We start from the raw sequence: 25951 nt of genomic DNA on the forward strand, positions 1-25951 counted from the left end.
TTTAATCTAAGGGTAATTCTCGCCAGTCAGCACAGAAGTCATCCCAACAGAGAATGCCTTCTTTTTCAGGAAACCAGTCTGTCTGTTGCACTTTCACCCAAGCTCGATTAAGATGACTCCATAATTCGATCCCTGTTCCTGAGTTGCGGTAGTGATGAACTTCGCCGCTACGGGTGACAATTTTCCAGTTTAGTCCATTCTCAGGATGGTCATATTCCATTGTTACTGTGCAACTTTGGGAATTAACCAGTTGGTTGCCTTGACGATGATAACAGGTGGTCTGATGGATATTTTCTTCACTCACAGCGGTTAGGTTTGCCAATAGGATAAGATTAATGGCCAGTCCAAATAACTGTTTCAACGGTCTTAAGGATCTCTTGATTCATTGTAACTCAAGACAAGCTAAATTATGATCTGAGATTCGGTTTATTTGAGGTAGCAGTAAGATTATTGTTGAGTTAAGGATTTAAGGGAGATGTTTGAGAAGGGTCAATATTAATCAATGGTAAGCTTCCATTTCCCCCCATAACAGTAGGAAAACGGCCATCCCATTTTTCAATTGCTTGTTTTTGTAAGAGTTGTGGATTTAGGGACTGTCTTAACAATTTTTGAGATTCCGCTTGTCCCCTAGCCTGTTCAATAACTGCCTCCGCTTCTTTTCGAGCAGTTTCAGCTTCTTGTTCAGCGATTTTCTTTCTTTCTACTGCTTTTTTATAATCATCTGAGAAGGTTAAATTTACTAGGGAAATATCCACCACTTCTATTCCATATTTTTTGAGTTTATTCGCAACACTTTTATCAATTTCTTGCTTAAGTATTTCTCTCTGCTTTAAAATTTCTTCAGCATTCCTTTTAGGAGTTGATGCTTTAACAGCTTCCTGAATCGCTGGAGTAACAATAACATTAATTAGCTGAACATTATTTCCAATATTTTGATAAATCTGATTGGTTTTCTTAGGATCAATATACCAATTCAAAGATCTGTTGATATAACGACAAAAGATCTAAAAATTAAAAAGAAAAGTACCAGGAGAAAGAATACTCCAATAGAGACATAATTGCGATGAAAGACATGATTGTTATTCACAATACTTAATTGTTGTTTGACTTGATTTATTTTCCATTATTAAAACAATAACAAAAAACCATATTTACTGCAAGAAAAAGTATAAAAAATGAACTTTATGAACTTTATTAGTAATTGGATAGGTTTTTCACTTTGTCTTTTTATTTCTCTGTGACTGCTCAAAATTATTGCAAGCTATCTATTTCTACAAAAAGCTTTTCTTCCTCTGAGGCCTCTCCTTCCCCTGCTCCCCTTGCTTCCTTCATCATCAGGACTTACGCCCCAGCACTACCGGTACGGGTAATTCATCAATTACCCCTACGGAGGGGGCCTGTGAATAAGTTCAGTTAATCAGCCCCTCAATCTAACGGTCAATTGTTACAGTTCTTTACTAACCTAGGTAACAAAGAGGATCTCAGTGATACGATGCCCTAAAACACCTTTTTGAGGGAAATTAAATTACCATGGCAGAAGAGCTTAAAGGACAACTTCCCAAATTCGGTGGCAGCACCGGAGGCTTACTCTCAAAAGCCGAACGCGAAGAAAAATATGCCATCACCTGGACAAGCTCCACAGAGCAAGTCTTTGAAATGCCCACAGGTGGGGCCGCCATCATGAATGAAGGAGAAAACCTCCTATACTTAGCCCGCAAAGAACAATGTCTAGCCCTGGGAACCCAGTTACGGACAAAGTTTAAGCCCAGAATCCAAGATTATAAAATTTACCGCATTTATCCCAGCGGTGAAACCCAATATCTCCATCCCGCTGATGGAGTCTTCCCCGAAAAAGTCAATGAAGGTCGTGAATTTAACGGCAAGAAAGACAGAAAAATTGGGAATAACCCAGAACCTGTTACCCTGAAATTCTCAGGGAACGCCCCCTATGACGTTTAATTAACGATGGTGGCCAGGAACCAATTAGGACAAATTAGGGCTGACTTATCGGAATAAGCTGATAAGCCTGAACTAAGGGAAAATGATTGGTAACTGGCCACTGCTCACAATTCAAGAAGTCACAAGTTAATTTTAGACTTCGAGCGAAGCGATATTATGATGTTCCCCGATTTTGAGCAGTTTTCTGATTTGGCCAAGCAGGGTAATTTTGTCCCTGTTTATCAGGAATGGGTGGCGGATCTCGAAACCCCTGTTTCCTCTTGGTACAAGGTTTGTGCGGATCAACCCTATAGTTTTTTACTGGAATCAGTGGAAGGCGGCGAAAACCTGGGACGCTACAGCTTTTTAGGTTGTGATCCCGTTTGGGTATTAGAAGCGAGAGGACAAACCACTCGCCAAACCTATCGAGATGGTACGGTTAACGTATTTGAAGGCAACCCCTTTGAAATTTTGACGGACTGTTTAGCTGCCATTAAACCTGTCACTTTACCGCAACTTCCCTCTGGTATCGGTGGGTTATTTGGGTTTTGGGGCTATGAATTAATCAATTGGATAGAACCCCGTGTCCCAATTTATCCCATCACCCCTGATGATTTACCCGATGGGGTGTGGATGCAAGTAGATCATCTGATTATTTTTGATCAGGTGAAACGGAAGATTTGGGCGATCGCCTATGCAGATTTACGCGATCCCGCAGTGAATCTGGAAGAAGCTTATCAACAGGCTTGCGATCGCGTCACAAAATTGGTCTTAAAGTTACAATTGCCCTTACCCGTTGAAGCCAAACCCTTAGAATTAAACCCGAAATCAGCAGAATCTGCTCCCCTAGCTTATAAAAGTAATACAGAACAGTCTCAATTTTGCGAGAATGTGCGTCAAGCGAAGGAATATATCCGTGCAGGGCATATCTTTCAAGTTGTACTTTCCCAACGCTTACAAGCCCATTATAGTGATAATCCCTTTCATCTTTATCGCTCCCTGCGCCTAATTAATCCTTCCCCCTACATGGCCTATTATAATTTTGGGGATTGGCAGATTATTGGCTCAAGTCCTGAAGTGATGGTTAAAGCCGAAAAAATCGAAGGAAAGCCCCTTAAAGCAACCTTACGCCCCATTGCCGGAACCAGACCGAGGGGTAAAACCTTCGCTGAAGATCAGGCCTTAGCAGCAGATTTATTAGAAGATCCCAAAGAAATCGCCGAACACGTCATGTTAGTAGACTTGGGACGGAATGATTTAGGCCGGGCCTGTTGTAAAGGCAGTGTCACCGTTGATGAATTAATGGTGATTGAACGCTATTCCCATGTCATGCACATTGTTAGTAATGTGATTGGAGAATTGGCCCCCAATAAAACCCCTTGGGACTTATTTAAAGCCTGTTTCCCGGCAGGAACCGTTAGCGGTGCGCCCAAAATTCGGGCCATGGAAATTATCCATGAATTGGAACCGGAACGACGGGGCCCCTATTCAGGAGTGTATGGTTATTATGATTTTGAAGGACAGTTAAACACCGCGATCACTATTCGCACTATGGTGGTACGTCCTTTAGGGGGTAATCAACATCTCGTGTCCGTACAAGCAGGGGCCGGATTAGTAGCTGATTCTCAACCGGAAAAGGAATATGAGGAAACCTTAAATAAGGCCAGAGGGTTATTAGAAGCCATTCGTTGTTTAACTTAAGTAATGATTAATTACAAGGAATAATTAGTATTATTGAAACTCCTAGGAAGTCAAAAAAATCGGTAAAATTGATTAGGTGCTGATTCTTTGTCGCGGCGATCGCTGTTACTATTGGTCTTAATTGAGTACCTACCCCAGTTTGAGGAGTTGTTGTGTCTAACAGTAAACCCACAATTTTAGTGACAGGAGGGGCCGGATATATTGGTTCCCATGCGGTTTTATCCCTCCAAAAATCCGGTTATGAAGTCATTGTTTTTGATAACCTTTCCTATGGCCATGCTGAGTTAGTCAAAGATGTTTTAAAAGCTGAATTAATTGTGGGAGATACTAGCGATCGCCCCCTTTTGGATCAAATCTTTTCAACTCGAAATATTGCTGCTGTGATGCACTTTGCGGCATTTATTGCAGTAGGAGAATCTGTTAACAATCCAGCTATCTATTATCGAAATAATGTCACGGGAACCCTCACTTTATTAGAGGCCATGATCGCCGCTAATATTCATAAGTTTGTCTTCTCTTCTACCTGTGCTATTTATGGGATGCCTCAAGCAATTCCTATGACAGAAAATCATCCCAATAATCCTGTCAGTCCCTATGCTTCTAGTAAGTATATGGTAGAACAAATTTTAAGAGATTTTGATCAGGCTTATGGACTAAAATCTGTTATATTCCGTTATTTTAACGCATCGGGAGCCGATCCATCGGGACAGTTAGGAGAAGATCATACCCCCGAAACTCATCTCATTCCCTTAGCCTTATTAACAGCCTTAAAAAAACGAGATCATCTCTTTATTTTTGGCACAGATTATGAGACTCCTGATGGCACAGCAGTTAGAGATTATATTCATGTTAATGATTTAGCTTCAGCCCATGTTTTAGGCTTAGAATACCTTTTAAATGGGGGAAATAGTGAAATGTTTAACTTAGGGAATGGCAATGGCTTTTCTGTGCGAGAAGTCATTGATACTGCCAAAAAAATCACCGGAATTGACTTTTTAGTTAAAGAAAGCGATCGCCGTCCAGGTGATCCCCCAATGTTAGTAGGAAGTAGTCAAAAAGCTCAGTCAATTTTAGGATGGAAACCTCAATATTCTGACCTTGAAACTATTGTTAATCATGCTTGGAAATGGCATCAAAAGCGACATAGATAACCTTAAAAATTAATGATTGAGAAACCCAATGAGTCACACAACAGAACAAATAGAATCAATTCTCGAACGCATGGGGGAAGCTGTTATTGCCACCACTGAAACCGTAGAACATTTAGCAGAAAGAATGGAAACCCTTGCTGAACAAGTGCAACAACAAGAACATCAAATTCAACAGCAAGGCTATCAAATTTTTGCCTTAACTGAGTCCATCCAAACTTTAGTCGATGCTCAAACAGAATCGAGAGAACAACTAACTCAATTAACCTATCTTATTCACACATTAGTTAACACTTTGAGTAACCAAAAATGATGAAAAGAAAGACAAAATTTTATTTTTATTCTGGATTTTACATACTAATAATTTCCAGTAATTTATGGTTGGGAAGCTGTGCCGAAAACAAAATTTCTCAGTGTCAAAAAATAATCTTAATTACTCAAAAAATTGCCGAAGAAAGTTCTAATAATCGTCAAACCAAAGACATTAAAAAAGTTTTACAAGTAGCAGATTCCTTTGAAGAAACTGCTCAACAAATGAAGCAATTAAAAATTGAAGATGAACAGTTAGTTGAATATCAAATGGGGTTTGCTGAAATTTATCAAGGGAATGCGGATACGACCCGTCAATTTGTTTCTGCCTTAAACAATCAAGATATTAGTACCGCTAGATTGATGCAGCAACAAGTTCAACAATTAGGAAAAAAAGAGCAAGAATTAAGCAGTCAAATGAATAGTTATTGCCAAGAAAATTGAGAGCTTAAAAAAGAATAAAAAGACAGGGTAAAGATAAGGTTATCCCCTATGATGACAGGAGGGCTATTAGTTATACCATATTCTCACTAAGACCCAAAAGTATGATAGATATTCAAATTTTCGAGGTAGAACAAGGATTTTGTGCGGCTATTGACAGAAGTGATCGCCACGCAATCCTAATTGATTGTGGTTCAGGAAGTCAATTCCAACCCTCACAATATATCTGGCAAAAGCACTGTCATTCCCTAGATTACCTAGTGCTTCCAGCTTACACCCAAGACCATTTAGCGGGATTTCCTGCATTGGTCAATCAATCTTGGCAGCATGATATTCCGATCCATTTTTTAGTAGCTAATCCGACGGTCAATACCGAACAGTTTTCTGCCTTTAAACGGTTTCCTCAATCTCTCGATCATAGTTTAATTAATCTGACAGATAGCAGTCAAACTATCGAAATAGATGAACTAAAACTTTCATTTTTCTGGAATAAATACCCAGATTTTCAAGCCCCTCACAATTTAAGTCTCGTTACCTTTATTCAATATCGAGACATTAACATGATCTTACCAAGTGATCTCGAAACCGATGGCTGGTATAATCTTTTGCAATCAGCTAATTTTCGCCAACGGTTAGAAAGAGTTAATATGTTTGTGGCGGCTAATCATGGAGAAGAAACCGGTTATTGTCAGGAAGTATTTAATTATTGTAACCCTGAAGTAATTATTGTCTCTAATAAAAAACATCAACCTCTTTCTCCCCAAATGATGCGCCAATATAATAGCCATGCAAAAGGTGCGCCTTTAGGGGTTAGCGAGAAAAAAGTTTTCACAACTTATGAAGATGGAAGCATTGTGGTTTCCAAATATTTAGACAGACTACGACAAATTACAACACAACGCAAGTCTCGACCTTCTTTTGATCTCAACTAATATCATAGAGACGTTTCAGGAAACGTCTCTACAACCTTGCTCAGTTTTTAGCAGGATTCTTTTTTTGATTTCATCTATAATACTTAAAAGATTAAAATTTCTTGGATCATAAAATTTGCCTGAGAACCATAGCCCCCTCCAAACAAATTAAAATGATTTAAAATGTGATAAAGATTATAAATTATCTTCCGCTTTTTATAACCTTCAGCTAAGGGAAACACTTCATTATATCCCCGATAAAAAGCCGCAGGAAACCCCCCAAAAAGCTCTGTCATGGCTAGATCAACCTCTCGATCACCATAATAAGTGGCCGGGTCTAAAATAACGGGTTCTCCTGCTTCTGTTACTGCCACATTACCAGACCATAAATCCCCATGAACAAGAGAAGATTGCGGTTTAATTTCTCTTAATAAATGTCTAATTTTTTCGACAATTTGAGTATAATCTCCAAAACTTCCCCCTTTTCGTTTCGCCAATTTTAACTGAAAACCAATCCGATGATCGGCAAAAAAATCTGCCCAATTTTCTGTCCAAGTATTGACTTGAGGGGTCGAACCAATAGTATTATTACGCTCCCAACCAAATCGTTTATCTCCTGGATGAGCGTGCATTTTTGCTAATTTTCGCCCCATTTCTTCCCAAGACTGATTAGAAGCTTGGCTAAATTCTAACCACTCTAAAACAATATAACTAGAGCGTTCAACCATTCCCCAACAAATCGGTTGAGGAACACGAATTGTTTGAGTTGCTGACATTTCTTTTAATCCTAATGCTTCAGCCGCAAACATTTCTACCTGAGAAGCATGATTAATTTTTACAAAGTAATTAATCTTTTTGCCAATCAGACAATACCCTTGATTAATACATCCCCCACTCACAGAACGTTGTTTTTCAATTTGAAAGATTTCTCCGGTGGTTTGGCTAATATGTTCAGTAATTTGTGTCCACATCATTCAATTAACCATTAACAATTAACAATCTCAAACAGTCGGTTTGACTACTGTGATACCATAAGCATTAGGAGACAAATATTGTTGCGCTGCGGCTTGAATATCATCTAAACTCAATGCTTGAATTCTAGCAGGATAAGTTAGGGCCGGACTTAAATCTTGCAGTTGAGAATAATAATAGCCATAAAGATTAGCGCGATCACTTGGTCGTTCATTACTAAAAATAAAGCGATTCACTACCTGAGTCTGAATCCTTTCTAATTCTGCTAATGTAACTGATTCTTCTTGAATCTGCCGTAAATGTTTAGCAATAATTTGTTCTACTTCTGCCAGATTTTCCGATGGTAATTGTGCCGCTACATAAAACATTCCTTGAATATTTTGGGTCATATTACTGACACTCACATGAGATACTAAGCCCTTTTCTTCCCGTAACTCCCGAAACAGTCGAGAAACTTTTCCTTGTCCTAAAATTGCTGCTAAAACATCTAAAGCATAGGTTTCGCTCAAATCAAGTAATCCAGGAACCCGCCACATCATCATCAAACGCGCTTGTTGCAGACGTTCATCTTCATAATTATGACGAACAATATCAGTAAAAGGCAGTTCAGCAGAAAAAGGCAAAGTTAACCCTTCAAATTTTTCCGAAACTTGAGGTTTTGGACTGTAAGTTTGGTCAAAACTATCCGTCACCAGTTTAATTAATTTTTCCACCGGAAGATTACCCACCGCAACTGCCGTTACTGACTCTGGTTGATAACAACTGGCATGAAAATCCCGCATTTGCTGCGGGGTTAACTGTTCGATCACCGAAGCTGGCCCCAATACTGGACGACGATAGGGTAAACTTTCAAAACAAGTCTCCATCGCTCGATAAAAGGTGCGACGACGAGGGTTGTCATCAGAGCGACGGATTTCTTCTAATACCACAAATCGTTCTCTTTCAAAGGCTTCATCCCCGATACTGGGGTTTAACACCACATCCAATTGTAAAGGCATTAAACTGGCAAAATCTGCTGGCGCACTGGTAACATAGAAATGGGTGTACTCTTGAGAAGTAGCTGCATTGGTAACGGCTCCTCTTTGTTCAATCCTTTGCTCAAATTCTCCACTTTTCAAGCTTGGTGTCCCCTTAAAGACCATGTGTTCGAGAAAATGAGCCATCCCATTGATCTCATTAGATTCTAACGCTGAACCCACCCTCAACCAGACATTGAGGTTAACTGCTTCTACAGGCATTTGTTCAGCAATAATCGTTAAACCATTGTCCAGATTAACAATAGTGGGTGCATGGGAAACTGACGAGTCGAGAACGGAAGTGAGCATATAATAATATTGATCGAGTCTGCTAATTCTATCTTACATGGCAATTTGGGCATGACAACAAAATTCAATTGACAGCATTCTCTTAATTAAGAAAAATATTATGATTAGAAAAACAAAATTATCAACAGAAAAGTTATACGATCAAGATTATCAACTCTGGTTAGAAATCACTTTAGAACAACTTCGCAACAGTGAATATTCTCAAGTAGATTGGGAAAACTTATTAGAGGAAATAGAGGGAATGACGAGAAATGATAAACGAGCCTTAAAAAGTTTATTAACTCGTCTATTTGAACACTTTTTAAAGTTAGCTTACTGGAAATCAGAAAGAGAGTATAATCAAGCAGGATGGGAAGGAGAAATTCAAAATTTTCGGGTTCAGATTAAAGAGTTATTAGAAGATAGTCCTAGTTTGAAGCCTTATCTAAGACAAATTATAGAAAAGTCTTATAAAGACGCAGTAAAAATTACCTGCAAAAAAACTCGACTTCCTTCTAATACTTTTCCTGTTGATTCTATCGCTAATGCAGAGCAAATTTTAGATGATAATTGGCTTCCAATTACCTGCAACAATTAATCCGTAGGGGCATAATACTATTCTGCCCGCAAACAACAGGACTTAACCATGTTTTATTCCCTTACAGCTACTTAATGATCTAAAATAGGAGCTAACAGCCGTTAACTCCTCTCAAATAAAAGCTTAGGAAATTTGGTCGCAGTGATGGGTTGAGACTTACTTTACATAATAGGGTTGAAGTTTGTTTCGTTAAAGGCTCGAATCGTAGCACAGAGGGGGGAAAGTCAAGTATTTTGACTAAAATAAACTTATTATCAAAATTATTAAAAGATTAAGACGAGGAATGGGTAGGGGTCAACGGCCGTTGACCCTGACAACAACAGTCTGATTTGTAGTACAAGTTTTCAGGAATTGGGATGACTTAAAAAAATTACAATTAACCTTGCCTTTTATATCCAATTTCATATACAATGTGTGATTGTGGCCAAAAGCTAGTCCATCGACCTTAGGTGACCTAAAAGGACACAAGCCGCTTCAAGATACTGAAGAAACAATTCTTTAAGTCTTGGAGAGTCACGGCGAACCAACTTAACCCGTTTTCACAAGCAGGTTAAACATATCGTTAACTGTCTATATTGATGTCGCCTAACTTAAATTAGTGCGTATTCATAAAGCAAGCGGGGAGAACCTATCCCGCCTGTTGGGGCGGCTAATGCCTCCCGAACAATGTTGTCTAGCCCCTAGAGGAAAAAACCCGTGGCTATCGGTCTCCTCGGTACTAAACTCGGCATGACCCAAATTTTCGACCAAGAATCAGGACTTGCTATTCCTGTGACAGTCGTTCAAGCCGGCCCCTGTACCGTTACACAAGTTAAAACATCGGACACAGATGGTTACAGTGCCATCCAAATTGGCTATTTAGAAGTCAAAGAAAAAGCCCTGACTAAACCCGAATTAGGGCATTTAAAAAGAGCAGAAGCAACTCCTCTACGCCATCTGAAGGAATACCGCGTTGATGATACCGCCGCCTATGAATTAGGCTCAGCCCTCAAAGCCGATGTCTTCAATACAGGTGACATCGTTGATGTGGCTGGAACCTCAATGGGACGGGGATTTGCCGGCTATCAAAAGCGGCATAACTTCAAACGAGGCAATATGACCCACGGCTCGAAAAACCACCGCCTTCCAGGTTCAACCGGAGCCGGAACCACCCCAGGACGGGTTTATCCTGGTAAGCGCATGGCAGGTCAATATGGGGCAACCCAAGTGACCGCTCGTCACTTACAAGTTGTGCGAGTAGACGCAGAGCGTAACCTTTTATTAATTAAAGGAGCCGTGCCTGGCAAAAAAGGGAGTCTCCTGAGTATTACCCCGGCCAAAACCGTCGGTAAGTAACTAAAACCCAGGAAAACCGAGCAATAAAGCTGAGAACTGATAAAGAAAAATGGTTAACTGTAACGTTAAAAATTGGCAAGGGGAAGAAGTTGGCCAGGCAACCCTTGAATTAAAAGTGGCAAAAGAAGAGAATGCTTCTCACATTCTCCATCGCGCCGTCACTCGTCAACTTACTAATGCCCGTCAAGGCACGGCTTCCGCCAAAACCAGAGCCGAAGTAAGAGGTGGTGGACGCAAACCCTGGCGACAAAAAGGTACAGGGAGAGCCAGAGCGGGATCAAACCGTTCCCCCCTGTGGCGTGGTGGTGGGGTGATCTTTGGACCCAAACCCAGAGACTTCAACCTCAAAATGAACCGCAAAGAACGAAGACTCGCCCTGAGAACGGCCCTAGGCAGTCGGGCAGAGGATTTAATTGTGGTGGAAAACTTTGCCGAACAATTGCCCCAACCCAAAACCAAAGAACTCGCCTTAGCCCTAAGTCGTTGGGGTGTCGAAGCAAACCAAAAAGTGGCTTTAATCCTAGTAGACTCACCAGACAGCGTCTATTTATCCGCTCGAAACCTTTGCTATGTCAAGCTTTTGCGGGCTGATGGACTCAACGTCTATGATCTGCTCAATGCCGACAAAATTGTCGCCACCTCCGAAGCCCTAGCCAAAATCCAGGAGGTTTACAATGATTAAAGATAATCCCCGTGACCTGGCTGATTTAGTGATCAAGCCGATCATTACTGAAAAAGCGACCCGGCTCTTAGAGCAGAACAAATATGTCTTTGATGTAGCTTTAAAAGCGACCAAACCCGAAATTAAGGCAGCTATAGAGGGTCTATTTGGGGTTAGCGTAATTGGGGTCAACACTGCCCGTCCCCCACGCAAGAAACGTCGTGTCGGTAAGTTTATTGGTTACAAATCCCTATACAAGCGAGCGATCGTCACCTTGGAAGAAGGGGACACTATCGGCCTCTTCCCTGACGTATAACGCTGGTTTTGAATCGGGTAATTTTTCTCCCGACCTCATTATGATAACCAGTGACTCCCTTATTCACTGACCAAAAATAACAGATAATCATGGGTATTAGAACCTATCGGCCATACACTCCAGGAACCAGACAGGCCTCTGTCTCGGATTTCGCGGAAATCACTAAAAGTGAGCCGGAAAAATCACTAACAACGTATAAACACAACCAGAAAGGGCGCAATAATCGCGGGGTTATTACCAGTCGTCATCGTGGCGGCGGTCATAAACGGCTTTATCGAATTATAGACTTTCGACGGGATAAATATGGTATTCCGGCTAAAGTTGCAGCGATTGAGTATGATCCCAATCGTAACGCTCGTATTGCCCTCCTTTTCTACCAAGATGGAGAAAAGAGATATATTTTAGCCCCTGCTGGCGTTACCGTTGGCACAACGGTAATATCTGGAGAAGATGCCCCCTTTGAGGTAGGAAATGCCCTGCCCTTGTCCCGAATTCCCTTGGGAACCGACGTTCATAATATTGAACTGGTGGCCGGAAAAGGCGGACAAATGGTTCGCGCTGCTGGGGGTTCAGCCCAATTGGTGGCCAAAGAAGGGGACTATGTTACCTTGAAATTACCTTCCAAAGAAGTCCGCATGGTGCGAAAAGAGTGCTATGCCACCATCGGGAAAGTCGGTAACAGCGATGCCAGAAATTTAAAATTAGGGAAAGCAGGACGCAAACGACACCTGGGCCGTAGACCCCATGTGAGAGGAAGCGTCATGAACCCAGTGGATCACCCCCATGGAGGGGGAGAGGGACGCGCTCCCATCGGGAGAAGTGGCCCAGTGACTCCTTGGGGTAAACCCACCTTAGGAGCGAAGACTCGTAACAAGAAAAAAGCGAGTTCTCGTCTCATTGTGCGTCGTCGCAATTAGGGTTAACCACTTTTCTCGAACCATTGAACCTTCATTCTTGTAATTGCTTATGGGACGCTCTCTCAAAAAAGGCCCGTTCATCGCAGATAGTCTCCTTTCTAAAATTGAAAAACTCAATGAGAAAGGAGATAAACAGGTAATTAAAACCTGGTCTAGAGCTTCGACGATTGTTCCCCTCATGGTTGGCCATACCATCGCCGTTCACAACGGGAAACAACACGTTCCGATTTTTATTTCTGAACAAATGGTTGGTCATAAATTAGGGGAATTTGCCCCGACGCGAACCTTTCGAGGCCACGCGAAAAGCGATAAAAAATCCGGTCGAAGATAACCAATACGAACTACTGATAATAGATAACCATGGCAGTTGATACGACAACAGAAGCCAAAGCCATTGCGCGCTATGTCCGTATGTCCCCCTTTAAGGTACGACGGGTATTAGACCAAATCCGCGGCCGTTCCTACCGCGAAGCCTTGATAATTTTGGAATTCATGCCCTATCGGGCCTGTGAACCAATTTTAAAGGTTTTACGCTCAGCCGCAGCCAATGCCGAACACAATCAAGGTATGGATCGAGCCACCTTAATCGTTAGCCAAGCCTATGCCGATGGTGGCCCGAGTTTACGACGGTTTCGACCAAGGGCTCAAGGACGCGCCTATCAAATCCGTAAGCCGACTTGTCACATTACGGTAGCCGTCGCCCCTGCTGTGACGAAAAACTAAAGCTAACTGCTCATATCGCAACCCTTAGAGGCAAATGGGACAAAAAATTCATCCAATTGGTTTTCGTCTCGGCATCACCAAAGACCATAAATCTTGTTGGTATGCCGATACTAAACGCTATCCCGATCTGCTAAAAGAAGATCTAAAAATTCGCCAGTACGTTGAAAAAAACCTGAGTAATGCGGGTATTGCGGATATTCGCATTGAACGCAAAGCTGATCAAATTGATCTCGCCATTCACACGGCCCGGCCTGGGGTAGTGGTAGGTCGAGGCGGCAGTGGCATTGAACAACTGCGGGTTGGACTGCAACAACAACTCGGTGGCAACCGCCAAATTCGGATCAATGTGATTGAAGTTTCACGGGTTGACGCAGATGCCGCTTTGATAGCTGAGTATATTACTCAACAATTACAGCGACGGGTTTCCTTCCGTCGAGTTGTCCGTCAAGCCATTCAACGGGCCCAACGGGCAGAAGTCAAGGGCATCAAGATCCAAGTCAGCGGCCGTCTCAACGGGGCGGAAATTGCGCGGACTGAATGGGTTAGAGAAGGCCGCGTACCACTTCATACCCTGAGAGCCGATATTGACTATTCTTATCGCACGGCTCAAACCATTTATGGCATTTTAGGGGTGAAGGTGTGGGTATTCAAAGGGGAAATTATTCCCGGTCAAGAAGAACCCGCACCCCCAGCACCGACCCAAAACCCACGGCGAGGCCGTCGTCGTCAACAGTTTGAAGACCGATCTGATGAACAGTAATCAGGCTCAGTGACCAGTCAAAACTAACAAGATAAAGTAGCTGATAACTGAATAACTGATAACTGAATACTAATAACTGATAAGTAAAATGCTTAGTCCTAGAAGAACTAAATTCCGTAAACAACAGCGAGGCCGTATGAGAGGGCTGGCCTATCGGGGCAGTACCCTGAATTTTGGGGATTATGCTCTCCAAGCGACAGAACCCTGTTGGATTACAGCCCGTCAGATCGAAGCAGGGAGACGGGCCATGACTCGTTATATTCGTCGGGGTGGTAAAATTTGGATTCGGGTTTTCCCCGATAAACCTGTCACCATGCGCCCTGCAGAAACTCGGATGGGGTCAGGGAAAGGTTCCCCTGAATTTTGGGTCGCCGTGGTTAAACCAGGGCGGATCTTGTTTGAGTTATCAGGGGTAACAGAACCCATTGCCCGCGAAGCCATGCGCCTAGCCGCCCAAAAACTCCCCATCAAAACGAAGTTTATTACCCGCGAAGAGGAGTATATCTAAACGATGGCACTACCGAAGATAGAAGAGGCGAGAAAACTCAGTGATCAGGAGTTGACAGAAGAAATTCTGGCCACCAAGCGTAAACTCTTTGATTTGAGGTTTCAGCAAGCCACCCGCCGCTTAGAAAAAACCCATGAGTTTAAGCATACTCGTCATCGCATGGCTCAACTATTGACCGTGGAACGGGAACGTCAACTAGATATTAGCCCTTCGTCTCCACAAGAGGAGGAATAAACCGATTATGGCAGTTAAAGAAAGAGTCGGGGTTGTGGTGAGCAATAAAATGGATAAAACCGTAGTGGTTGCCATTGAAAATCGCTCTCCTCACCCCAAATACGGCAAGATCATGGTAAAAACCAAGAAATTTAAAGCCCATGATCAAGAGAATCAATGTCAAGAAGGCGATCGCGTTCGCATTCAAGAAACCCGTCCCCTCAGCAAAACCAAACGTTGGGTCGTCGCTGAAATTTTAACCTCTCATTAATCACCCAATTACTACCGTGATTCAACAGCAAACCTATCTCAATGTCGCTGATAATAGTGGGGCCCGTAAACTCATGTGTTTACGGGTACTCGGCACAGGAAATTGCCGCTTTGGTGAGATTGGGGATGAAATTATTGCCGTCGTTAAAGATGCCATTCCCAATATGCCCATCAAACGCTCGGATATCGTCAAAGCCGTGATTGTGCGGACTCGTCAGCCCGTTAAACGGGCCAGTGGCATGACGATTCGTTTTGATGATAATGCCGCAGTGATCATCAACAATGATGGTAATCCCAAAGGAACTCGTGTTTTTGGCCCAGTGGCCAGAGAACTGCGGGATAAAAACTATACTAAAATCGTTTCCTTGGCACCGGAGGTACTTTGATGAGTAATCAAAAAACTGCCCCAAAACGTCACAAAATGCACGTTAAACAAGGGGATACCGTTCAAGTTATTTCAGGGCGTGACAAAGGCAAAGTAGGGGAAATTTTGAGTACCGACCCCAAAAAAAGCCAAGTCACTGTTCAAGGGGTCAACATCAGAACCAAGCACGTTAAACCCCAACAAGAAGGGGAATCTGGTCAAATTTCCACCTTTGAAGGGCCGATCCACAGTTCTAATGTCATGTTGTACTCGACCAAAGAACAAGTGGCTAGCCGCATCGCCTACACCGTGACAGAAGAAGGTCGTAAAGTGCGGATGTTGAAAAAAACAGGGGAAATCATCGATTAATTCCTGAGTAATTCCCAGATTACCTAATTCATTAATTACCCTGACCAAGCCCAGGGATAAGGACAGAAATACAATGGCCCAAACCCGACTAAAAACCTTTTATCAAGAGACGATCATTCCTAAACTTCAAGAGCAGTTTAGCTACAGCAACATTCACCAAGTTCCCAAAGTCGTCAAAATTACGGTTAACCGAGGACTCGGAGAAGCCTCGCAAAACGCCAAGGCCTTAGAGTCCTCCATTAGCGAACTCGCCACCATTACTGGACAAAAACCCGTTGTCACCAGAGCCAAAAAAGCGATCGCGGGCTTTAAAATCCGGGAAGGAATGCCCGTTGGGGTAATGGTAACATTGCGCTCGGAACGAATGTATGCTTTTTTAGATCGTTTGATCAATATAGCCTTGCCACGGATTCGGGACTTTCGCGGCATTAGTGCCAAAAGCTTTGATGGACGAGGTAACTACAGTCTCGGCATCCGCGAACAACTCATTTTCCCAGAAATTGATTACGACACCATCGATCAAATTCGAGGAATGGATGTCTCGATCATCACCACGGCCCAGACTGATGAAGAAGGGCGTGCTTTGCTCAAAGAAATGGGAATGCCCTTCCGTACCTAGTCAATCCTAACCCTTACAGGAGAAACTCATCAGCAATAATGGCACCTAACGACACTATCTCAGATATGCTCACTCGTATCCGCAACGCTTGTGCGGTACGTCATCCCACGACTCAAGTTCCCACCACCAGAATGACTCGGAGTATCGCCCAAGTCCTCAAAGAAGAGGGATTTATCGACAGCTTTGAAGAAACAGGAGAGGGAGTACAAAAATATCTCGTTATCTCCCTAAAATACAAAGCCAGAAGCCGTCAGCCAATTATTAATACCCTGCAACGGGTTAGTAAGCCTGGCTTGCGAGTTTACTCCAATCGCAAAGACTTACCCCGTGTCCTTGGTGGCATTGGCATCGCCATTATCTCCACCTCGAAAGGAATCATGACTGATCGAGAAGCACGCCGTCAAAACCTCGGTGGTGAAGTTCTCTGCTACGTTTGGTAGTCTTTCAGTGAATCGTTGACTGGATAACTGATAACTGATAACTCATAACTGACCTATGTCTCGTATTGGTAAACGCCCAATTTCACTTCCTAAAAAAGTCACCGTTGACATTAAAGGGCAACATATTTCCGTCACAGGGCCAAAAGGCTCCCTAGAACTTGACCTGCCAGGTAAAGTGAATGTGACTCAAGACGGTGAAACTCTCCTCGTCGAGCGACAAGACGAATCACGAACCGCCCGCGAACGTCATGGTCTTTGTCGTACCCTAGTGGCCAATATGGTTGACGGGGTTTCTCAAGGCTTTGAAAAACGTCTCAGTATCCAAGGGGTGGGCTACCGGGCCCAAGCTCAAGGGACTAAACTCACCCTCAACGTTGGTTATAGTAAACCCGTTGAGATGACTATGCCCAAAGGTATTCAGGTGGCCGTTGAAAACAATACCCTAGTAATTGTGACCGGCATTGACAAAGAAATTGTCGGTAACATTGCTGCTCAAATTCGAGCCGTTCGCCCCCCAGAAGTTTATAAAGGCAAAGGCATTCGCTATTTGGGTGAAATGGTCAGACGTAAAGCGGGTAAGACAGGTAAGAAATAATCATGAAAATCACACGCAGAGAATCTGTAAAACGTCGCCATCGGCGCGTTCGCAAAAAAGTTACTGGCACGCCAGATTGTCCTCGTTTAGCTGTTTTTCGTTCCAATCATCATATCTATGCTCAAGTGATTGATGATGTGGCGCAACATACCTTAGCTGCCGCTTCTACCCTGGAAGCCGATCTGAAAACGACTGTCTCATCAGGGTCTACCTGTGAAGCTTCATCGGCTGTGGGTAAATTAGTCGCCGAACGGCTTCTGGCCAAAGGCATTGAACAAGTCGTTTTTGATCGCGGCGGTAATCTCTACCATGGTCGAGTGAAAGCCTTAGCTGAAGCAGCCCGTGAAGCAGGATTACAGTTTTAAAGCAAAGGATTAATATTTTCACTGACAGTGGTAATAACTATGGCAAAAAGTCGTAAAACTAGCCGAGCGAAGGCAAAAGAAACAAACTGGCAAGAGCGAGTCATTCAAATTCGCCGTGTCAGCAAAGTGGTTAAAGGGGGTAAAAAATTAAGCTTCCGGGCCATTGTGGTTGTCGGTAATGAAAATGGCCAAGTTGGCGTTGGCGTTGGTAAGGCCGGAGATGTCATCGGGGCTGTCCGTAAAGGGGTCGCTGATGGAAAAAAACAACTAATTGATGTCTCTTTGACTAAATCGAGTTCTATTACTCACCTAGCCAAAGGCATTTCCGGTGGAGCTAAAGTCATTGTACGCCCTGCTGCGCCTGGTACTGGGGTAATTGCTGGGGGAGCCGTACGGACGGTTTTAGAATTGGCAGGGATTAAGAATATTCTGGCGAAACAACTGGGATCAAATAATCCTCTGAATAATGCCAGAGCCGTCATTGATGCCCTCGAAGGCCTGCGAACTTTTTCTGAAGTTGCTGAAGAAAGAGGGATTCCTTTAGAGCATCTTTATACATAAACCCAGAACCGTTTTTGATGGTTCAATTTTAGCGTTGTTCAAGCCAAAAAAAGAATTATGAGAATTCATGACATTACCCCAAAACCTGGTTCCACTAAACGCCGTCGTCGCATTGGACGGGGTATTTCTGCGGGACAAGGGGCCAGCGGTGGGTTTGGAATGCGGGGACAAAAATCCCGTTCAGGTACAGGAACTAAAGCGGGATTTGAAGGGGGACAAATGCCCCTCTATCGCCGTGTTCCCAAATTAAAACATTTTCCCCTCGTTAATCAGAAGTGCTACACCATTATTAACGTTGGTAAATTGAATTCCTTGCCTTCTAACTCGGCAGTAACCTTAGAAAGTTTGATGAAGGCTGGATTAATTACCACTAATGATGGCCCCCTCAAAATCTTGGGAGACGGCGAGTTAACTGTTACTTTAACGGTTACAGCGGCGGCTTTTACTAAAAGTGCCAAAGCCAAAATTGAAAGTGCAGGGGGTAAATGTCAAGACTTGTCAACGGCTTCCGAGTAAAATGTCAAAATTAATAAGTAATCATTTGATAACTGAGGTTGCCATTAATGGTTGTCAGTCGAGATAAAACGCCTACAGCACAAGAGACATTCTTACAAATGGCTCAAGCAGCCGGTCTTCGGGGTCGGCTGTTAATTACCATTGGTTTATTAATTTTAATTCGCTTTGGTATTTTTATTCCCATTCCAGGTATTGATCGGGTCAAATTTGTGGCGGCGATTAGTAATAGTCCTGTGTTGGGATTTTTAGATATCTTTACTGGGGGTGGGATTTCTACCCTAGGGATTTTTGCTTTGGGCATTCTTCCCTATATTAATGCCTCCATTATTATGCAGTTGTTAACTGCAGCGATTCCTTCCCTGGAAGATTTACAGAAAAATGAAGGGGAAGCCGGACGGCGAAAAATTTCCCAATTTACCCGTTATGTTGCTTTGGGTTGGGCCATTATTCAAAGTACAGCCATTACCGTTGGTTTACTGAAACAATATGCCCTGGTGGATAGTTTTTGGTTTGTACCAGAAACCGTTCTCGCTTTAACGGCGGGTTCCATGTTTGTGATGTGGGTATCCGAGTTAATTACGGAACGGGGGATTGGGAATGGGGCTTCTTTATTGATTTTTGTCAATATTGTAGCGAGTTTACCCAGAACTTTAGGACAAACTATCGATTATGCCCAAACAGGGGGACGAGGAGCCGTCGCTCAAGTTGTTATCCTGTTACTGGTCTTTTTAATTATGATTGTGGGCATTGTCTTTGTTCAAGAAGGAACCAGACGTATCCCCATTATTTCAGCCCGTCGTCAGGTAGGGCGCAAACTCTATCGGGAAAGAACCAGTTATTTACCCCTAAGACTGAATCAAGGGGGGGTCATGCCTATTATTTTTGCCTCAGCGGTTTTGATTTTACCGCAATCCTTGGCAGGATTTTTTGGCAATCAAGGGGCAGTGAGTCAGGTTTTGGTACAAGTGGCCAATGCCTTGCGTCCGGGAACCTGGGTTTATGTTGGGGTATATTCCCTTTTAATTCTGTTTTTTAGCTACTTTTATGCTTCCCTGATTGTTAATCCTGAAGATGTTTCTAAGAATCTGAAGAAAATGGGAGCCAGTATTCCTGGCATTCGGCCAGGAGAAAAAACAAAAGAATATTTAGAAGGGGTATTGAATCGTCTTACCTTCTTGGGAGCAATCTTTTTAAGCTTTGTGGCCACGGTTCCCACGGTGGTAGAGGGAGCCACAGGGGTAACAACCTTCAGAGGGTTAGGGGCGACTTCTCTGCTCATTTTAGTGGGGGTTGCTATTGATACCGCTAAACAAATTCAAACCTATGTCATCTCTCAACGCTATGAGGGCATGATTAAACAGTAAAACATGGGTGAAGGAACTTTCGGGTTCCTTCACCCATGTTTTGATGAGAGCTAAAAAACACTGATAAAACTATGACGAAAGGGAAGGGATTAATTTTTTTAGGGCCACCTGGTTCGGGAAAGGGAACCCAAGCGCAACTGCTATCTGAACAATTACAGATTCCCCATATTTCAACGGGGGAAATGTTAAGAGAAGCGATCGCCCAACAAACTCCCCTCGGACATCAAGCCCAAAGTTATGTGGATAAAGGGGAACTGGTACCGGATGAGTTATTATTAGGCTTGATCAAGGAACGATTAAGTCAGGATGATGCTCAAACAGGTTGGATTTTAGATGGGTTTCCCCGTAATGTTCCCCAAGCCAAGTTTTTAGAGCAACTGCTTGATGAGTTGCCTCAATTTTCGGAACAGGCAATCAATTTAGATGTTCCAGATGCGGTGCTGATTGAACGCCTGTTGTTACGAGGGCGAAAGGATGATAACGAAGATACCATTCGTCGTCGTTTAGAAGTTTACCGAGAACAAACTCAACCTGTGCTTGATTATTATCGTCAACAGGAACGACTTTATTCTGTTGATGGTAATCGTCAGCCCCAAGAAGTGACTGCTACCTTAAAAGAAGTAGTTGCCTAGGGGTTGGGTTAAATTCGGCGAAAAAACAAGGGTAACAAGGAGGTTTGCTAAGATATGTAAGGGAAAGTTGACCCTGACCTTTCTTTAAGGTAAAAGAAAAGTTCAACAATTAAATTCAGTCAAGGCTTTCCTAAGTATACTATTTGAGGCATTAAATTGTGGCAAAACAAGATTTGATTGAAATGGAAGGAACGGTGACGGAATCTCTTCCTAACGCGATGTTTCGGGTGGATCTTGACAATGGGTTTAACGTTTTGGCCCATATTTCCGGTAAGATCCGCCGTAACTACATCAAAATTCTACCAGGCGATCGAGTAAAAGTCGAATTGACTCCTTACGATCTGACCAAAGGCAGAATTACCTATCGGCTGAAAGGTAAAAAGTAAAGGGCAAGGGAAGTCATAAATTCCTCAACCCAATTACTGAAATTACTATATTAGCTGACTTAAAAAGCAATTTTTGCTATAATAATAAGCTTGCAGTCCTGCTGTAGAAAAATCCATGAAAGTTAGAGCATCAGTCAAAAAAATGTGTGAAAAGTGTCGTGTTATTCGGCGGCGGGGGCGGGTAATGGTACTTTGTTCTAACCCGAAACACAAACAACGTCAAGGTTAGGGGTTTACTGCCCTCACACAGTCAACATAAGGCAAACACAAACATTGTAGAGGTAGAGAAAACGTGGCGAGGATATCTGGCGTAGACCTGCCCAGAGATAAGCGTGTCGAAATCGGGCTAACTTATCTGTATGGTATTGGTTTATCACGATCTCAAGAAATTCTAGCAGAAACCGGAGTCAATCCTGACACCCGTGTCAGAGACTTAACGGATGAAGACGTAGCGACCTTACGGGCCTATGTCGAAACTAACTATCAAATCGAAGGAGATTTGAGACGTTGGGAAGCAATGAACATCAAGCGATTGGTAGACATTGGCACTTACCGAGGTCGTCGTCATCGTCAAGGGCTTCCTGTCAGGGGACAGCGAACTCGAACCAACGCAAGAACTCGTCGCGGTAGACGAGTAACCGTTGCCGGGAAGAAAAAAGCCCCAGCGAAGAAATAATCGGTATTTATTGGCTATTGAGTTACACAGAAATTTCAGCGAAAAATTATGGCGCGACCAACCAAAAAAAGCGGCGCAAAGAAACAAAAGAAAAATGTTCCCAATGGCGTTGCTCACATCCAGTCAACTTTTAACAATACCATCGTCACCATTTCTGATGGTAAAGGCGATGTGATCTCTTGGGCTTCAGCAGGTTCAAGTGGATTTAAAGGGGCGAAAAAGGGAACCCCCTTTGCGGCACAAACGGCAGCAGATTCTGCGGGTCGTCGAGCAATTGACCAAGGAATGCGGCAAATCGAAGTAATGGTAAGTGGGCCAGGAGCCGGTCGGGAAACAGCCATCCGCGCCCTTCAAGGAGCCGGATTAGAAATTACCTTAATTCGAGATGTTACCCCAATTCCTCACAACGGTTGTCGTCCTCCGAAACGACGCCGAGTTTAGCCAGCAGTTACCCATCTTCAACCACTATGAATATTTGGCGTTAATACAGACACGGAATTTCGTGTCTCGGAGGCATTTGACAATGAAGGGAGGTCACGATCGTGGCGCAATTTCAGATTGAGTGTATAGAATCTAAGACTCAAAAAAATCAGAGTCAATATAGTAAATTTGTCCTAGAACCATTGAACAGGGGTCAAGGGACAACCGTTGGTAACGCGCTGAGACGGGTATTATTGGCTAATTTAGTCGGGACAGCCGTTACTGCCGTGCGGATTGCCGGAGTCAACCACGAATTCGCCACGATCCCTGGTGTGAGGGAGGATGTGTTAGAAATCATGCTCAACATGAAAGAAATCGTCCTCAAAAGTTACGCCGAGCAACCTCAGATTGGTCGTCTCGTGGTCACTGGGCCGGCTACCGTGACGGCGGCACAATTTGATCTACCTTCGGAAGTGGAAGTGATCGACCCCACTCAATACGTGGCCACTTTGACAGAAGGGGCTAAGCTTGAGATGGAGTTCCGAGTTGAAAGAGGAACAGGCTATGAGGCGATCCAACGAGGAAAAGAGGAAAGCACTTCCCTCGATTTCTTACAAATTGATGCAGTCTTTATGCCAGTGACGAAGGTCAATTACAGTGTTGACAACATCAGATCAGAAGAGGGGGAAGCCAAAGATCGCTTACTCTTAGAAATTTGGACAAATGGTAGCTTTAATCCGAAAGAAGCTCTTTCGGAAGCGGCGGACATCATCGTCGATCTGTTCAACCCCCTCAAAGATCTTAATCAGTTGGAAACAAGTCCCCCTGATTATCAAGATGATGACAATCCTCAAAGTCAGATTCCCATTGAAGAATTACAATTATCAGTGCGGGCTTATAACTGTTTGAAACGAGCGCAAATCAATACAGTTGCTGACTTATTAGATTATAGCCAAGAAGATCTTTTGGAAATCAAAAACTTTGGGCAAAAATCTGCTGAAGAAGTGATTGAAGCCTTACAAAAACGGTTAGGGATTACCCTACCCCAAGAAAAAGCTAAGGCTTAAATTGAGTCCATGATTGATCACCGATGAAATCATCCTAGGGAGGAAAAACAAACACCATGCGCCATCAGTGTCGCGTCCCATTACTGGGAAAACCCGCTGACCAACGGAAAGCCTTATTGCGATCGCTCGCCACCGAGTTAATCCGTCATGGTCAGATTACCACCACTAAAACCCGTGCGAAGGCAGTGCGCTCAGAAGTGGATAGAATGATTACCTTAGCCAAAGATGGCTCCTTAGCCGCTAGACGACGAGCCTTGGGTTATCTCTATGACAAACAATTGGTTCATGCCTTGTTTGCTTCTGCCGAAGAACGGTATGGCAGTCGTAACGGAGGCTATACCCGTGTCGTTCGTACCCTGCGCCGTCGTGGGGACAATGCCGAAATGGCGATCATTGAACTGGTTTAATCTTTTGAACGATCACGGTGTTACGGGAAACCAATGATAAGTGTGGGACAACAAACTTCAACCTCAAAACGGGTTGCCCTGGTCATTCAGTACCTGGGAACTCGTTTTCATGGTTGGCAGAGGCAAACTAATCACCGAACCGTTCAAGAAGAGATCGAAAACAGCATTGCTCAAGTTCTGGATTATCCCGTGGCCATCCATGGTGCGGGACGAACTGATACGGGAGTTCATGCAGCGGCCCAAGTAGCTCATTTTGATTATGTCAGTTCCATTCCTCCGGCTCGGTGGGCTAATATTTTAAACTCACGCTTACCCGAAGACATTTTGATTCGGGGGTCAGCAGAAGTTCCTCCTACTTGGCACGCGAGATTCTCGGCTCAATGGCGACGTTATCGCTATACCTTCTACAATGACAAACGGCCGAATTTGTTTATCCAGCCGTTTTGTTGGCACTATTATCACCATCCACTGGAAACCTCTTTGATGCAAGAAGCCTTAAATCCCCTAATCGGAAAGCACCAGCTAGGAGCTTTCTGTCGTTCAGGGTCAAAACGGCATCATGTCTGGGTTGAAGTGCAAGCTGCCCAATGTTATCGGCGGGGGGCTTTTATTCATCTAGAAATTCAAGCCAATGGCTTTTTGTATGGAATGGTACGATTGTTGGTGGGAATGTTAGTAGAAGTGGGAAGCGGAAAACGATCTGTAGGGAATTTTACCGAGATCTGGCAAAACCAACAGAGACACCAGGTAAAATATGCCGCGCCAGCCAAGGGATTATGTTTATTAAGGGTCGGTTATGCCGATTTTCCTTTACCTCCACAAATTTGGTTTGATACTCAGCCTTTGTTTCTGTTTAATCAAGTTTTGGAGCATCAGCAAAGTCCCTATTCTGTTGGTTGTTAAGGCCAGGCCTCAACTCAGCCGATAACCCAATTGATTACCTTATCAATCACAATAACCCATGAACAAAACAATTAACCCCTCACTAGAGAGTCTTGACCACAAATGGTACATAGTAGACGCAGAGGATCAGCGTTTAGGAAGACTCGCCTCGGAAGTTGCTCAGATTTTACGGGGCAAAAATAAACCCAATTTTACCCCTCATATGGATACGGGGGATTTCGTAATTGTGGTTAATGCGGAAAAAATCGCTGTTACTGGCAAAAAAAGCAGCCAAAAGCTCTATCGTCGTCACTCTGGTAGACCAGGGGGGATGAAAGTTGAGACTTTTGAGAAATTGCAGGCCCGAATTCCTGAGAGAATTATTGAACAAGCAATTAAGGGAATGTTGCCTAAAAATTCTTTGGGTCGCCAACTGTTTACCAAGTTAAAAGTCTACGCAGGGCCTAATCATCCTCATCAAGCTCAACAACCTGAAACCTTAATTCTCAATACAATTCCTAACGGAGATAAATAATGCAAGCAACCGACAGTAAAGATAAAGTCGTTTATTGGGGAACGGGTCGTCGTAAATCGGCGATCGCCAGAGTTCGTTTAGTGCCTGGGAGTGGAGAAATTACCGTTAATAAGAAGCCAGGTAACATCTACTTTAACCAAATTGCCAAGTATCTCCAAGGGATTAAAGCTCCTTTAGAAACCTTGGGCTTAGAAAATGACTATGATATCCTGGTCAATGCTCATGGCGGTGGTTTAACGGGTCAAGCAGATGCAGTTAAACTGGGAGTGGCTAGAGCTTTATGTGAACTGGCCCCCGAAAATCGTCAACCCTTGAAAGCAGAAGGATATTTAACTCGTGATCCTCGCGCTAAGGAACGGAAAAAATACGGCTTACATAAAGCCCGTAAAGCTCCCCAATATTCCAAACGATAATTGGATTTATTTTGGCCTTGATTTGTTTAGTTAGGAGACATTAAATTATGGCAAAACCTGAAATTCATCCCACTTGGTATCCCGAAGCTAAAGTCATTTGTAATGGCGAAGTAGTGATGACTGTTGGCTCAACTAAGCCACAAATCAACGTTGAAGTGTGGTCAGGCAATCACCCTTTTTATACCGGAACTCAGAAAATTATTGATACTGAGGGACGGGTGGATCGCTTCCAAAAACGTTATGCGATGATTGGCAAGGGAGGCAAAAAACAAGACAAAAAATCAGATGCCAAGGGAGAATAGCGGTCAAGTTAAG

General features: G+C 43.3%; 41 protein-coding genes. 37 read left to right on the forward strand and 4 right to left on the reverse strand.

Features of this window, described 5'->3' with window-relative positions; genetic code table 11:
• Position 1: 1 nt before the first annotated feature.
• Together VB715_RS14155 and VB715_RS14160 are read right to left on the reverse strand one after the other, a co-directional pair.
• Positions 2–361 (reverse strand): hypothetical protein, encoded by a 360-nt coding sequence (locus VB715_RS14155; RefSeq protein WP_323301865.1) that lies wholly within the window; start codon positions 359–361, stop codon positions 2–4.
• Positions 362–458: 97 nt separating this feature from the next.
• Positions 459–977, reverse strand: coding sequence for a prohibitin family protein (locus VB715_RS14160; protein ID WP_323301866.1), 519 nt, complete (start codon positions 975–977; stop codon positions 459–461).
• 553 nt (positions 978–1530) lie between these two features.
• On the opposite strand from VB715_RS14160, the gene VB715_RS14165 reads away from it, so the two are divergent.
• The 6 genes from VB715_RS14165 (at position 1531) to VB715_RS14190 (ending at position 6469) form a co-directional block, all read left to right on the forward strand.
• A complete protein-coding gene (locus tag VB715_RS14165; RefSeq protein WP_323301867.1) occupies positions 1531–1959 on the forward strand; it encodes a photosystem I reaction center subunit II PsaD in 429 nt (142 codons plus the stop codon).
• A gap of 156 nt (positions 1960–2115) precedes the next feature.
• Positions 2116–3639: an anthranilate synthase component I gene (gene trpE / locus VB715_RS14170; protein WP_323301868.1), complete on the forward strand. Its 1524-nt coding sequence runs from the start codon at positions 2116–2118 to the stop codon at positions 3637–3639.
• A gap of 152 nt (positions 3640–3791) precedes the next feature.
• Positions 3792–4790, forward strand: coding sequence for a UDP-glucose 4-epimerase GalE (gene galE, locus VB715_RS14175; RefSeq protein ID WP_323301869.1), 999 nt, complete (start codon positions 3792–3794; stop codon positions 4788–4790).
• A 28-nt stretch (positions 4791–4818) separates the two neighbouring features.
• Positions 4819–5100: a hypothetical protein gene (locus VB715_RS14180; protein ID WP_323301870.1), complete on the forward strand. Its 282-nt coding sequence runs from the start codon at positions 4819–4821 to the stop codon at positions 5098–5100.
• The gene (locus VB715_RS14185; protein ID WP_323301871.1) at positions 5097–5540 is read left to right on the forward strand and encodes a hypothetical protein; all 444 of its coding nucleotides are present in this window, start codon (positions 5097–5099) and stop codon (positions 5538–5540) included. The genes VB715_RS14180 and VB715_RS14185 overlap by 4 nt, the downstream gene beginning before the upstream one ends.
• Before the next feature lie 101 nt (positions 5541–5641).
• On the forward strand, positions 5642–6469 hold the full coding sequence (locus VB715_RS14190; protein ID WP_323301872.1) for a hypothetical protein: 828 nt from the start codon (positions 5642–5644) through the stop codon (positions 6467–6469).
• A gap of 83 nt (positions 6470–6552) precedes the next feature.
• Here the strand turns inward: VB715_RS14190 and VB715_RS14195 are convergent, their stop codons facing one another.
• Both VB715_RS14195 and VB715_RS14200 read right to left on the reverse strand, forming a co-directional pair.
• On the reverse strand, positions 6553–7419 hold the full coding sequence (locus tag VB715_RS14195) for a fructosamine kinase family protein (RefSeq protein ID WP_323301917.1): 867 nt from the start codon (positions 7417–7419) through the stop codon (positions 6553–6555).
• A 30-nt stretch (positions 7420–7449) separates the two neighbouring features.
• Positions 7450–8745 (reverse strand): pitrilysin family protein, encoded by a 1296-nt coding sequence (locus tag VB715_RS14200; protein ID WP_323301873.1) that lies wholly within the window; start codon positions 8743–8745, stop codon positions 7450–7452.
• Positions 8746–8845: 100 nt separating this feature from the next.
• On the opposite strand from VB715_RS14200, the gene VB715_RS14205 reads away from it, so the two are divergent.
• The 31 genes from VB715_RS14205 to rpmE all read left to right on the forward strand — a co-directional run bounded on the left by VB715_RS14205 (position 8846) and on the right by rpmE (position 25938).
• A complete protein-coding gene (locus tag VB715_RS14205; protein ID WP_323301874.1) occupies positions 8846–9322 on the forward strand; it encodes a DUF29 domain-containing protein in 477 nt (158 codons plus the stop codon).
• Positions 9323–10018: 696 nt separating this feature from the next.
• The gene (rplC, locus tag VB715_RS14210) at positions 10019–10657 is read left to right on the forward strand and encodes a 50S ribosomal protein L3 (RefSeq protein WP_323301875.1); all 639 of its coding nucleotides are present in this window, start codon (positions 10019–10021) and stop codon (positions 10655–10657) included.
• A 49-nt stretch (positions 10658–10706) separates the two neighbouring features.
• Entirely contained in the window at positions 10707–11339 is a 633-nt protein-coding gene (rplD, locus tag VB715_RS14215) for a 50S ribosomal protein L4 (RefSeq protein WP_323301876.1), read from the forward strand.
• Positions 11332–11634, forward strand: coding sequence for a 50S ribosomal protein L23 (locus VB715_RS14220; protein WP_323301877.1), 303 nt, complete (start codon positions 11332–11334; stop codon positions 11632–11634). The genes rplD and VB715_RS14220 overlap by 8 nt, the downstream gene beginning before the upstream one ends.
• A gap of 89 nt (positions 11635–11723) precedes the next feature.
• A complete protein-coding gene (gene rplB, locus VB715_RS14225) occupies positions 11724–12551 on the forward strand; it encodes a 50S ribosomal protein L2 (RefSeq protein WP_323301878.1) in 828 nt (275 codons plus the stop codon).
• 49 nt (positions 12552–12600) lie between these two features.
• Positions 12601–12882: a 30S ribosomal protein S19 gene (rpsS, locus tag VB715_RS14230; protein ID WP_323289728.1), complete on the forward strand. Its 282-nt coding sequence runs from the start codon at positions 12601–12603 to the stop codon at positions 12880–12882.
• 29 nt (positions 12883–12911) lie between these two features.
• Positions 12912–13274: a 50S ribosomal protein L22 gene (rplV, locus tag VB715_RS14235; protein ID WP_323301879.1), complete on the forward strand. Its 363-nt coding sequence runs from the start codon at positions 12912–12914 to the stop codon at positions 13272–13274.
• 34 nt (positions 13275–13308) lie between these two features.
• Positions 13309–14034, forward strand: a complete 726-nt coding sequence (rpsC, locus tag VB715_RS14240) for a 30S ribosomal protein S3 (RefSeq protein ID WP_323301880.1) — start codon at positions 13309–13311, stop codon at positions 14032–14034.
• 88 nt (positions 14035–14122) lie between these two features.
• Entirely contained in the window at positions 14123–14542 is a 420-nt protein-coding gene (gene rplP / locus VB715_RS14245; protein ID WP_323301881.1) for a 50S ribosomal protein L16, read from the forward strand.
• Between the two features lie 3 nt (positions 14543–14545).
• A complete protein-coding gene (gene rpmC, locus VB715_RS14250; RefSeq protein WP_323301882.1) occupies positions 14546–14776 on the forward strand; it encodes a 50S ribosomal protein L29 in 231 nt (76 codons plus the stop codon).
• A gap of 7 nt (positions 14777–14783) precedes the next feature.
• The gene (rpsQ, locus tag VB715_RS14255) at positions 14784–15026 is read left to right on the forward strand and encodes a 30S ribosomal protein S17 (RefSeq protein ID WP_323289733.1); all 243 of its coding nucleotides are present in this window, start codon (positions 14784–14786) and stop codon (positions 15024–15026) included.
• Between the two features lie 16 nt (positions 15027–15042).
• Positions 15043–15411: a 50S ribosomal protein L14 gene (gene rplN, locus VB715_RS14260; RefSeq protein WP_323289734.1), complete on the forward strand. Its 369-nt coding sequence runs from the start codon at positions 15043–15045 to the stop codon at positions 15409–15411.
• Positions 15411–15758: a 50S ribosomal protein L24 gene (gene rplX / locus VB715_RS14265; protein WP_416336936.1), complete on the forward strand. Its 348-nt coding sequence runs from the start codon at positions 15411–15413 to the stop codon at positions 15756–15758. Before rplN ends, rplX begins: the two co-directional genes overlap by 1 nt.
• 73 nt (positions 15759–15831) lie before the next feature.
• Positions 15832–16377, forward strand: coding sequence for a 50S ribosomal protein L5 (gene rplE / locus VB715_RS14270; RefSeq protein ID WP_323301884.1), 546 nt, complete (start codon positions 15832–15834; stop codon positions 16375–16377).
• A 38-nt stretch (positions 16378–16415) separates the two neighbouring features.
• Positions 16416–16817, forward strand: coding sequence for a 30S ribosomal protein S8 (gene rpsH, locus VB715_RS14275; RefSeq protein WP_323301885.1), 402 nt, complete (start codon positions 16416–16418; stop codon positions 16815–16817).
• Positions 16818–16872: 55 nt separating this feature from the next.
• The gene (gene rplF, locus VB715_RS14280; RefSeq protein ID WP_323301886.1) at positions 16873–17412 is read left to right on the forward strand and encodes a 50S ribosomal protein L6; all 540 of its coding nucleotides are present in this window, start codon (positions 16873–16875) and stop codon (positions 17410–17412) included.
• A gap of 2 nt (positions 17413–17414) precedes the next feature.
• Positions 17415–17777, forward strand: a complete 363-nt coding sequence (gene rplR / locus VB715_RS14285) for a 50S ribosomal protein L18 (RefSeq protein ID WP_323301887.1) — start codon at positions 17415–17417, stop codon at positions 17775–17777.
• Positions 17778–17816: 39 nt separating this feature from the next.
• Positions 17817–18338, forward strand: coding sequence for a 30S ribosomal protein S5 (rpsE, locus tag VB715_RS14290; RefSeq protein ID WP_323301888.1), 522 nt, complete (start codon positions 17817–17819; stop codon positions 18336–18338).
• Positions 18339–18395: 57 nt separating this feature from the next.
• Positions 18396–18854 carry a 50S ribosomal protein L15 gene (gene rplO / locus VB715_RS14295; protein WP_323301889.1) on the forward strand — a complete coding sequence of 153 codons (459 nt, stop codon included), beginning with the start codon at positions 18396–18398 and terminating at the stop codon, positions 18852–18854.
• A 47-nt stretch (positions 18855–18901) separates the two neighbouring features.
• Positions 18902–20218, forward strand: a complete 1317-nt coding sequence (gene secY / locus VB715_RS14300; protein ID WP_323301890.1) for a preprotein translocase subunit SecY — start codon at positions 18902–18904, stop codon at positions 20216–20218.
• A gap of 71 nt (positions 20219–20289) precedes the next feature.
• Entirely contained in the window at positions 20290–20850 is a 561-nt protein-coding gene (locus VB715_RS14305) for an adenylate kinase (protein WP_323301891.1), read from the forward strand.
• A gap of 158 nt (positions 20851–21008) precedes the next feature.
• A complete protein-coding gene (infA, locus tag VB715_RS14310; RefSeq protein WP_323289744.1) occupies positions 21009–21236 on the forward strand; it encodes a translation initiation factor IF-1 in 228 nt (75 codons plus the stop codon).
• A gap of 115 nt (positions 21237–21351) precedes the next feature.
• Entirely contained in the window at positions 21352–21465 is a 114-nt protein-coding gene (gene rpmJ, locus VB715_RS14315; RefSeq protein ID WP_323289745.1) for a 50S ribosomal protein L36, read from the forward strand.
• A gap of 63 nt (positions 21466–21528) precedes the next feature.
• Complete coding sequence (rpsM, locus tag VB715_RS14320) at positions 21529–21912, forward strand: 30S ribosomal protein S13 (protein WP_323301892.1); 384 nt, start codon at positions 21529–21531, stop codon at positions 21910–21912.
• Between the two features lie 48 nt (positions 21913–21960).
• Positions 21961–22353, forward strand: coding sequence for a 30S ribosomal protein S11 (rpsK, locus tag VB715_RS14325; RefSeq protein ID WP_323289747.1), 393 nt, complete (start codon positions 21961–21963; stop codon positions 22351–22353).
• Positions 22354–22454: 101 nt separating this feature from the next.
• Positions 22455–23399, forward strand: coding sequence for a DNA-directed RNA polymerase subunit alpha (locus VB715_RS14330; RefSeq protein WP_323301893.1), 945 nt, complete (start codon positions 22455–22457; stop codon positions 23397–23399).
• A 56-nt stretch (positions 23400–23455) separates the two neighbouring features.
• On the forward strand, positions 23456–23806 hold the full coding sequence (gene rplQ, locus VB715_RS14335; RefSeq protein WP_323301894.1) for a 50S ribosomal protein L17: 351 nt from the start codon (positions 23456–23458) through the stop codon (positions 23804–23806).
• A 33-nt stretch (positions 23807–23839) separates the two neighbouring features.
• Positions 23840–24709 carry a tRNA pseudouridine(38-40) synthase TruA gene (truA, locus tag VB715_RS14340; protein WP_323301895.1) on the forward strand — a complete coding sequence of 290 codons (870 nt, stop codon included), beginning with the start codon at positions 23840–23842 and terminating at the stop codon, positions 24707–24709.
• A 58-nt stretch (positions 24710–24767) separates the two neighbouring features.
• Entirely contained in the window at positions 24768–25223 is a 456-nt protein-coding gene (rplM, locus tag VB715_RS14345; protein WP_323301896.1) for a 50S ribosomal protein L13, read from the forward strand.
• Positions 25223–25636: a 30S ribosomal protein S9 gene (gene rpsI / locus VB715_RS14350; protein WP_323301897.1), complete on the forward strand. Its 414-nt coding sequence runs from the start codon at positions 25223–25225 to the stop codon at positions 25634–25636. Before rplM ends, rpsI begins: the two co-directional genes overlap by 1 nt.
• A gap of 47 nt (positions 25637–25683) precedes the next feature.
• Positions 25684–25938: a 50S ribosomal protein L31 gene (gene rpmE / locus VB715_RS14355; RefSeq protein ID WP_323301898.1), complete on the forward strand. Its 255-nt coding sequence runs from the start codon at positions 25684–25686 to the stop codon at positions 25936–25938.
• The last annotated feature ends 13 nt before the right edge of the window (positions 25939–25951 follow it).

Source organism: Crocosphaera sp. UHCC 0190 (assembly GCF_034932065.1).
In the GTDB taxonomy this organism is placed as follows: domain Bacteria; phylum Cyanobacteriota; class Cyanobacteriia; order Cyanobacteriales; family Microcystaceae; genus UHCC-0190.

Bases quoted from the DNA above. Each gene is read 5' to 3' on its own strand.
- VB715_RS14165 (WP_323301867.1), top strand. From the start codon at position 1,531: ATGGCAGAAGAGCTTAAAGGACAACTTCCCAAATTCGGTGGCAGCACC.
- trpE (WP_323301868.1), top strand. From the start codon at position 2,116: ATGATGTTCCCCGATTTTGAGCAGTTTTCTGATTTGGCCAAGCAGGGT.
- VB715_RS14180 (WP_323301870.1), top strand. From the start codon at position 4,819: ATGAGTCACACAACAGAACAAATAGAATCAATTCTCGAACGCATGGGG.
- VB715_RS14185 (WP_323301871.1), top strand. From the start codon at position 5,097: ATGATGAAAAGAAAGACAAAATTTTATTTTTATTCTGGATTTTACATA.
- VB715_RS14190 (WP_323301872.1), top strand. From the start codon at position 5,642: ATGATAGATATTCAAATTTTCGAGGTAGAACAAGGATTTTGTGCGGCT.
- VB715_RS14195 (WP_323301917.1), bottom strand. From the start codon at position 7,419: ATGTGGACACAAATTACTGAACATATTAGCCAAACCACCGGAGAAATC.
- VB715_RS14200 (WP_323301873.1), bottom strand. From the start codon at position 8,745: ATGCTCACTTCCGTTCTCGACTCGTCAGTTTCCCATGCACCCACTATT.
- VB715_RS14205 (WP_323301874.1), top strand. From the start codon at position 8,846: ATGATTAGAAAAACAAAATTATCAACAGAAAAGTTATACGATCAAGAT.
- rplD (WP_323301876.1), top strand. From the start codon at position 10,707: ATGGTTAACTGTAACGTTAAAAATTGGCAAGGGGAAGAAGTTGGCCAG.
- VB715_RS14220 (WP_323301877.1), top strand. From the start codon at position 11,332: ATGATTAAAGATAATCCCCGTGACCTGGCTGATTTAGTGATCAAGCCG.
- rplB (WP_323301878.1), top strand. From the start codon at position 11,724: ATGGGTATTAGAACCTATCGGCCATACACTCCAGGAACCAGACAGGCC.
- rpsS (WP_323289728.1), top strand. From the start codon at position 12,601: ATGGGACGCTCTCTCAAAAAAGGCCCGTTCATCGCAGATAGTCTCCTT.
- rplV (WP_323301879.1), top strand. From the start codon at position 12,912: ATGGCAGTTGATACGACAACAGAAGCCAAAGCCATTGCGCGCTATGTC.
- rpsC (WP_323301880.1), top strand. From the start codon at position 13,309: ATGGGACAAAAAATTCATCCAATTGGTTTTCGTCTCGGCATCACCAAA.
- rplP (WP_323301881.1), top strand. From the start codon at position 14,123: ATGCTTAGTCCTAGAAGAACTAAATTCCGTAAACAACAGCGAGGCCGT.
- rpmC (WP_323301882.1), top strand. From the start codon at position 14,546: ATGGCACTACCGAAGATAGAAGAGGCGAGAAAACTCAGTGATCAGGAG.
- rpsQ (WP_323289733.1), top strand. From the start codon at position 14,784: ATGGCAGTTAAAGAAAGAGTCGGGGTTGTGGTGAGCAATAAAATGGAT.
- rplX (WP_416336936.1), top strand. From the start codon at position 15,411: ATGAGTAATCAAAAAACTGCCCCAAAACGTCACAAAATGCACGTTAAA.
- rplE (WP_323301884.1), top strand. From the start codon at position 15,832: ATGGCCCAAACCCGACTAAAAACCTTTTATCAAGAGACGATCATTCCT.
- rpsH (WP_323301885.1), top strand. From the start codon at position 16,416: ATGGCACCTAACGACACTATCTCAGATATGCTCACTCGTATCCGCAAC.
- rplF (WP_323301886.1), top strand. From the start codon at position 16,873: ATGTCTCGTATTGGTAAACGCCCAATTTCACTTCCTAAAAAAGTCACC.
- rplR (WP_323301887.1), top strand. From the start codon at position 17,415: ATGAAAATCACACGCAGAGAATCTGTAAAACGTCGCCATCGGCGCGTT.
- rpsE (WP_323301888.1), top strand. From the start codon at position 17,817: ATGGCAAAAAGTCGTAAAACTAGCCGAGCGAAGGCAAAAGAAACAAAC.
- rplO (WP_323301889.1), top strand. From the start codon at position 18,396: ATGAGAATTCATGACATTACCCCAAAACCTGGTTCCACTAAACGCCGT.
- secY (WP_323301890.1), top strand. From the start codon at position 18,902: ATGGTTGTCAGTCGAGATAAAACGCCTACAGCACAAGAGACATTCTTA.
- VB715_RS14305 (WP_323301891.1), top strand. From the start codon at position 20,290: ATGACGAAAGGGAAGGGATTAATTTTTTTAGGGCCACCTGGTTCGGGA.
- rpmJ (WP_323289745.1), top strand. From the start codon at position 21,352: ATGAAAGTTAGAGCATCAGTCAAAAAAATGTGTGAAAAGTGTCGTGTT.
- rpsK (WP_323289747.1), top strand. From the start codon at position 21,961: ATGGCGCGACCAACCAAAAAAAGCGGCGCAAAGAAACAAAAGAAAAAT.
- rplQ (WP_323301894.1), top strand. From the start codon at position 23,456: ATGCGCCATCAGTGTCGCGTCCCATTACTGGGAAAACCCGCTGACCAA.
- truA (WP_323301895.1), top strand. From the start codon at position 23,840: ATGATAAGTGTGGGACAACAAACTTCAACCTCAAAACGGGTTGCCCTG.
- rplM (WP_323301896.1), top strand. From the start codon at position 24,768: ATGAACAAAACAATTAACCCCTCACTAGAGAGTCTTGACCACAAATGG.
- rpsI (WP_323301897.1), top strand. From the start codon at position 25,223: ATGCAAGCAACCGACAGTAAAGATAAAGTCGTTTATTGGGGAACGGGT.
- rpmE (WP_323301898.1), top strand. From the start codon at position 25,684: ATGGCAAAACCTGAAATTCATCCCACTTGGTATCCCGAAGCTAAAGTC.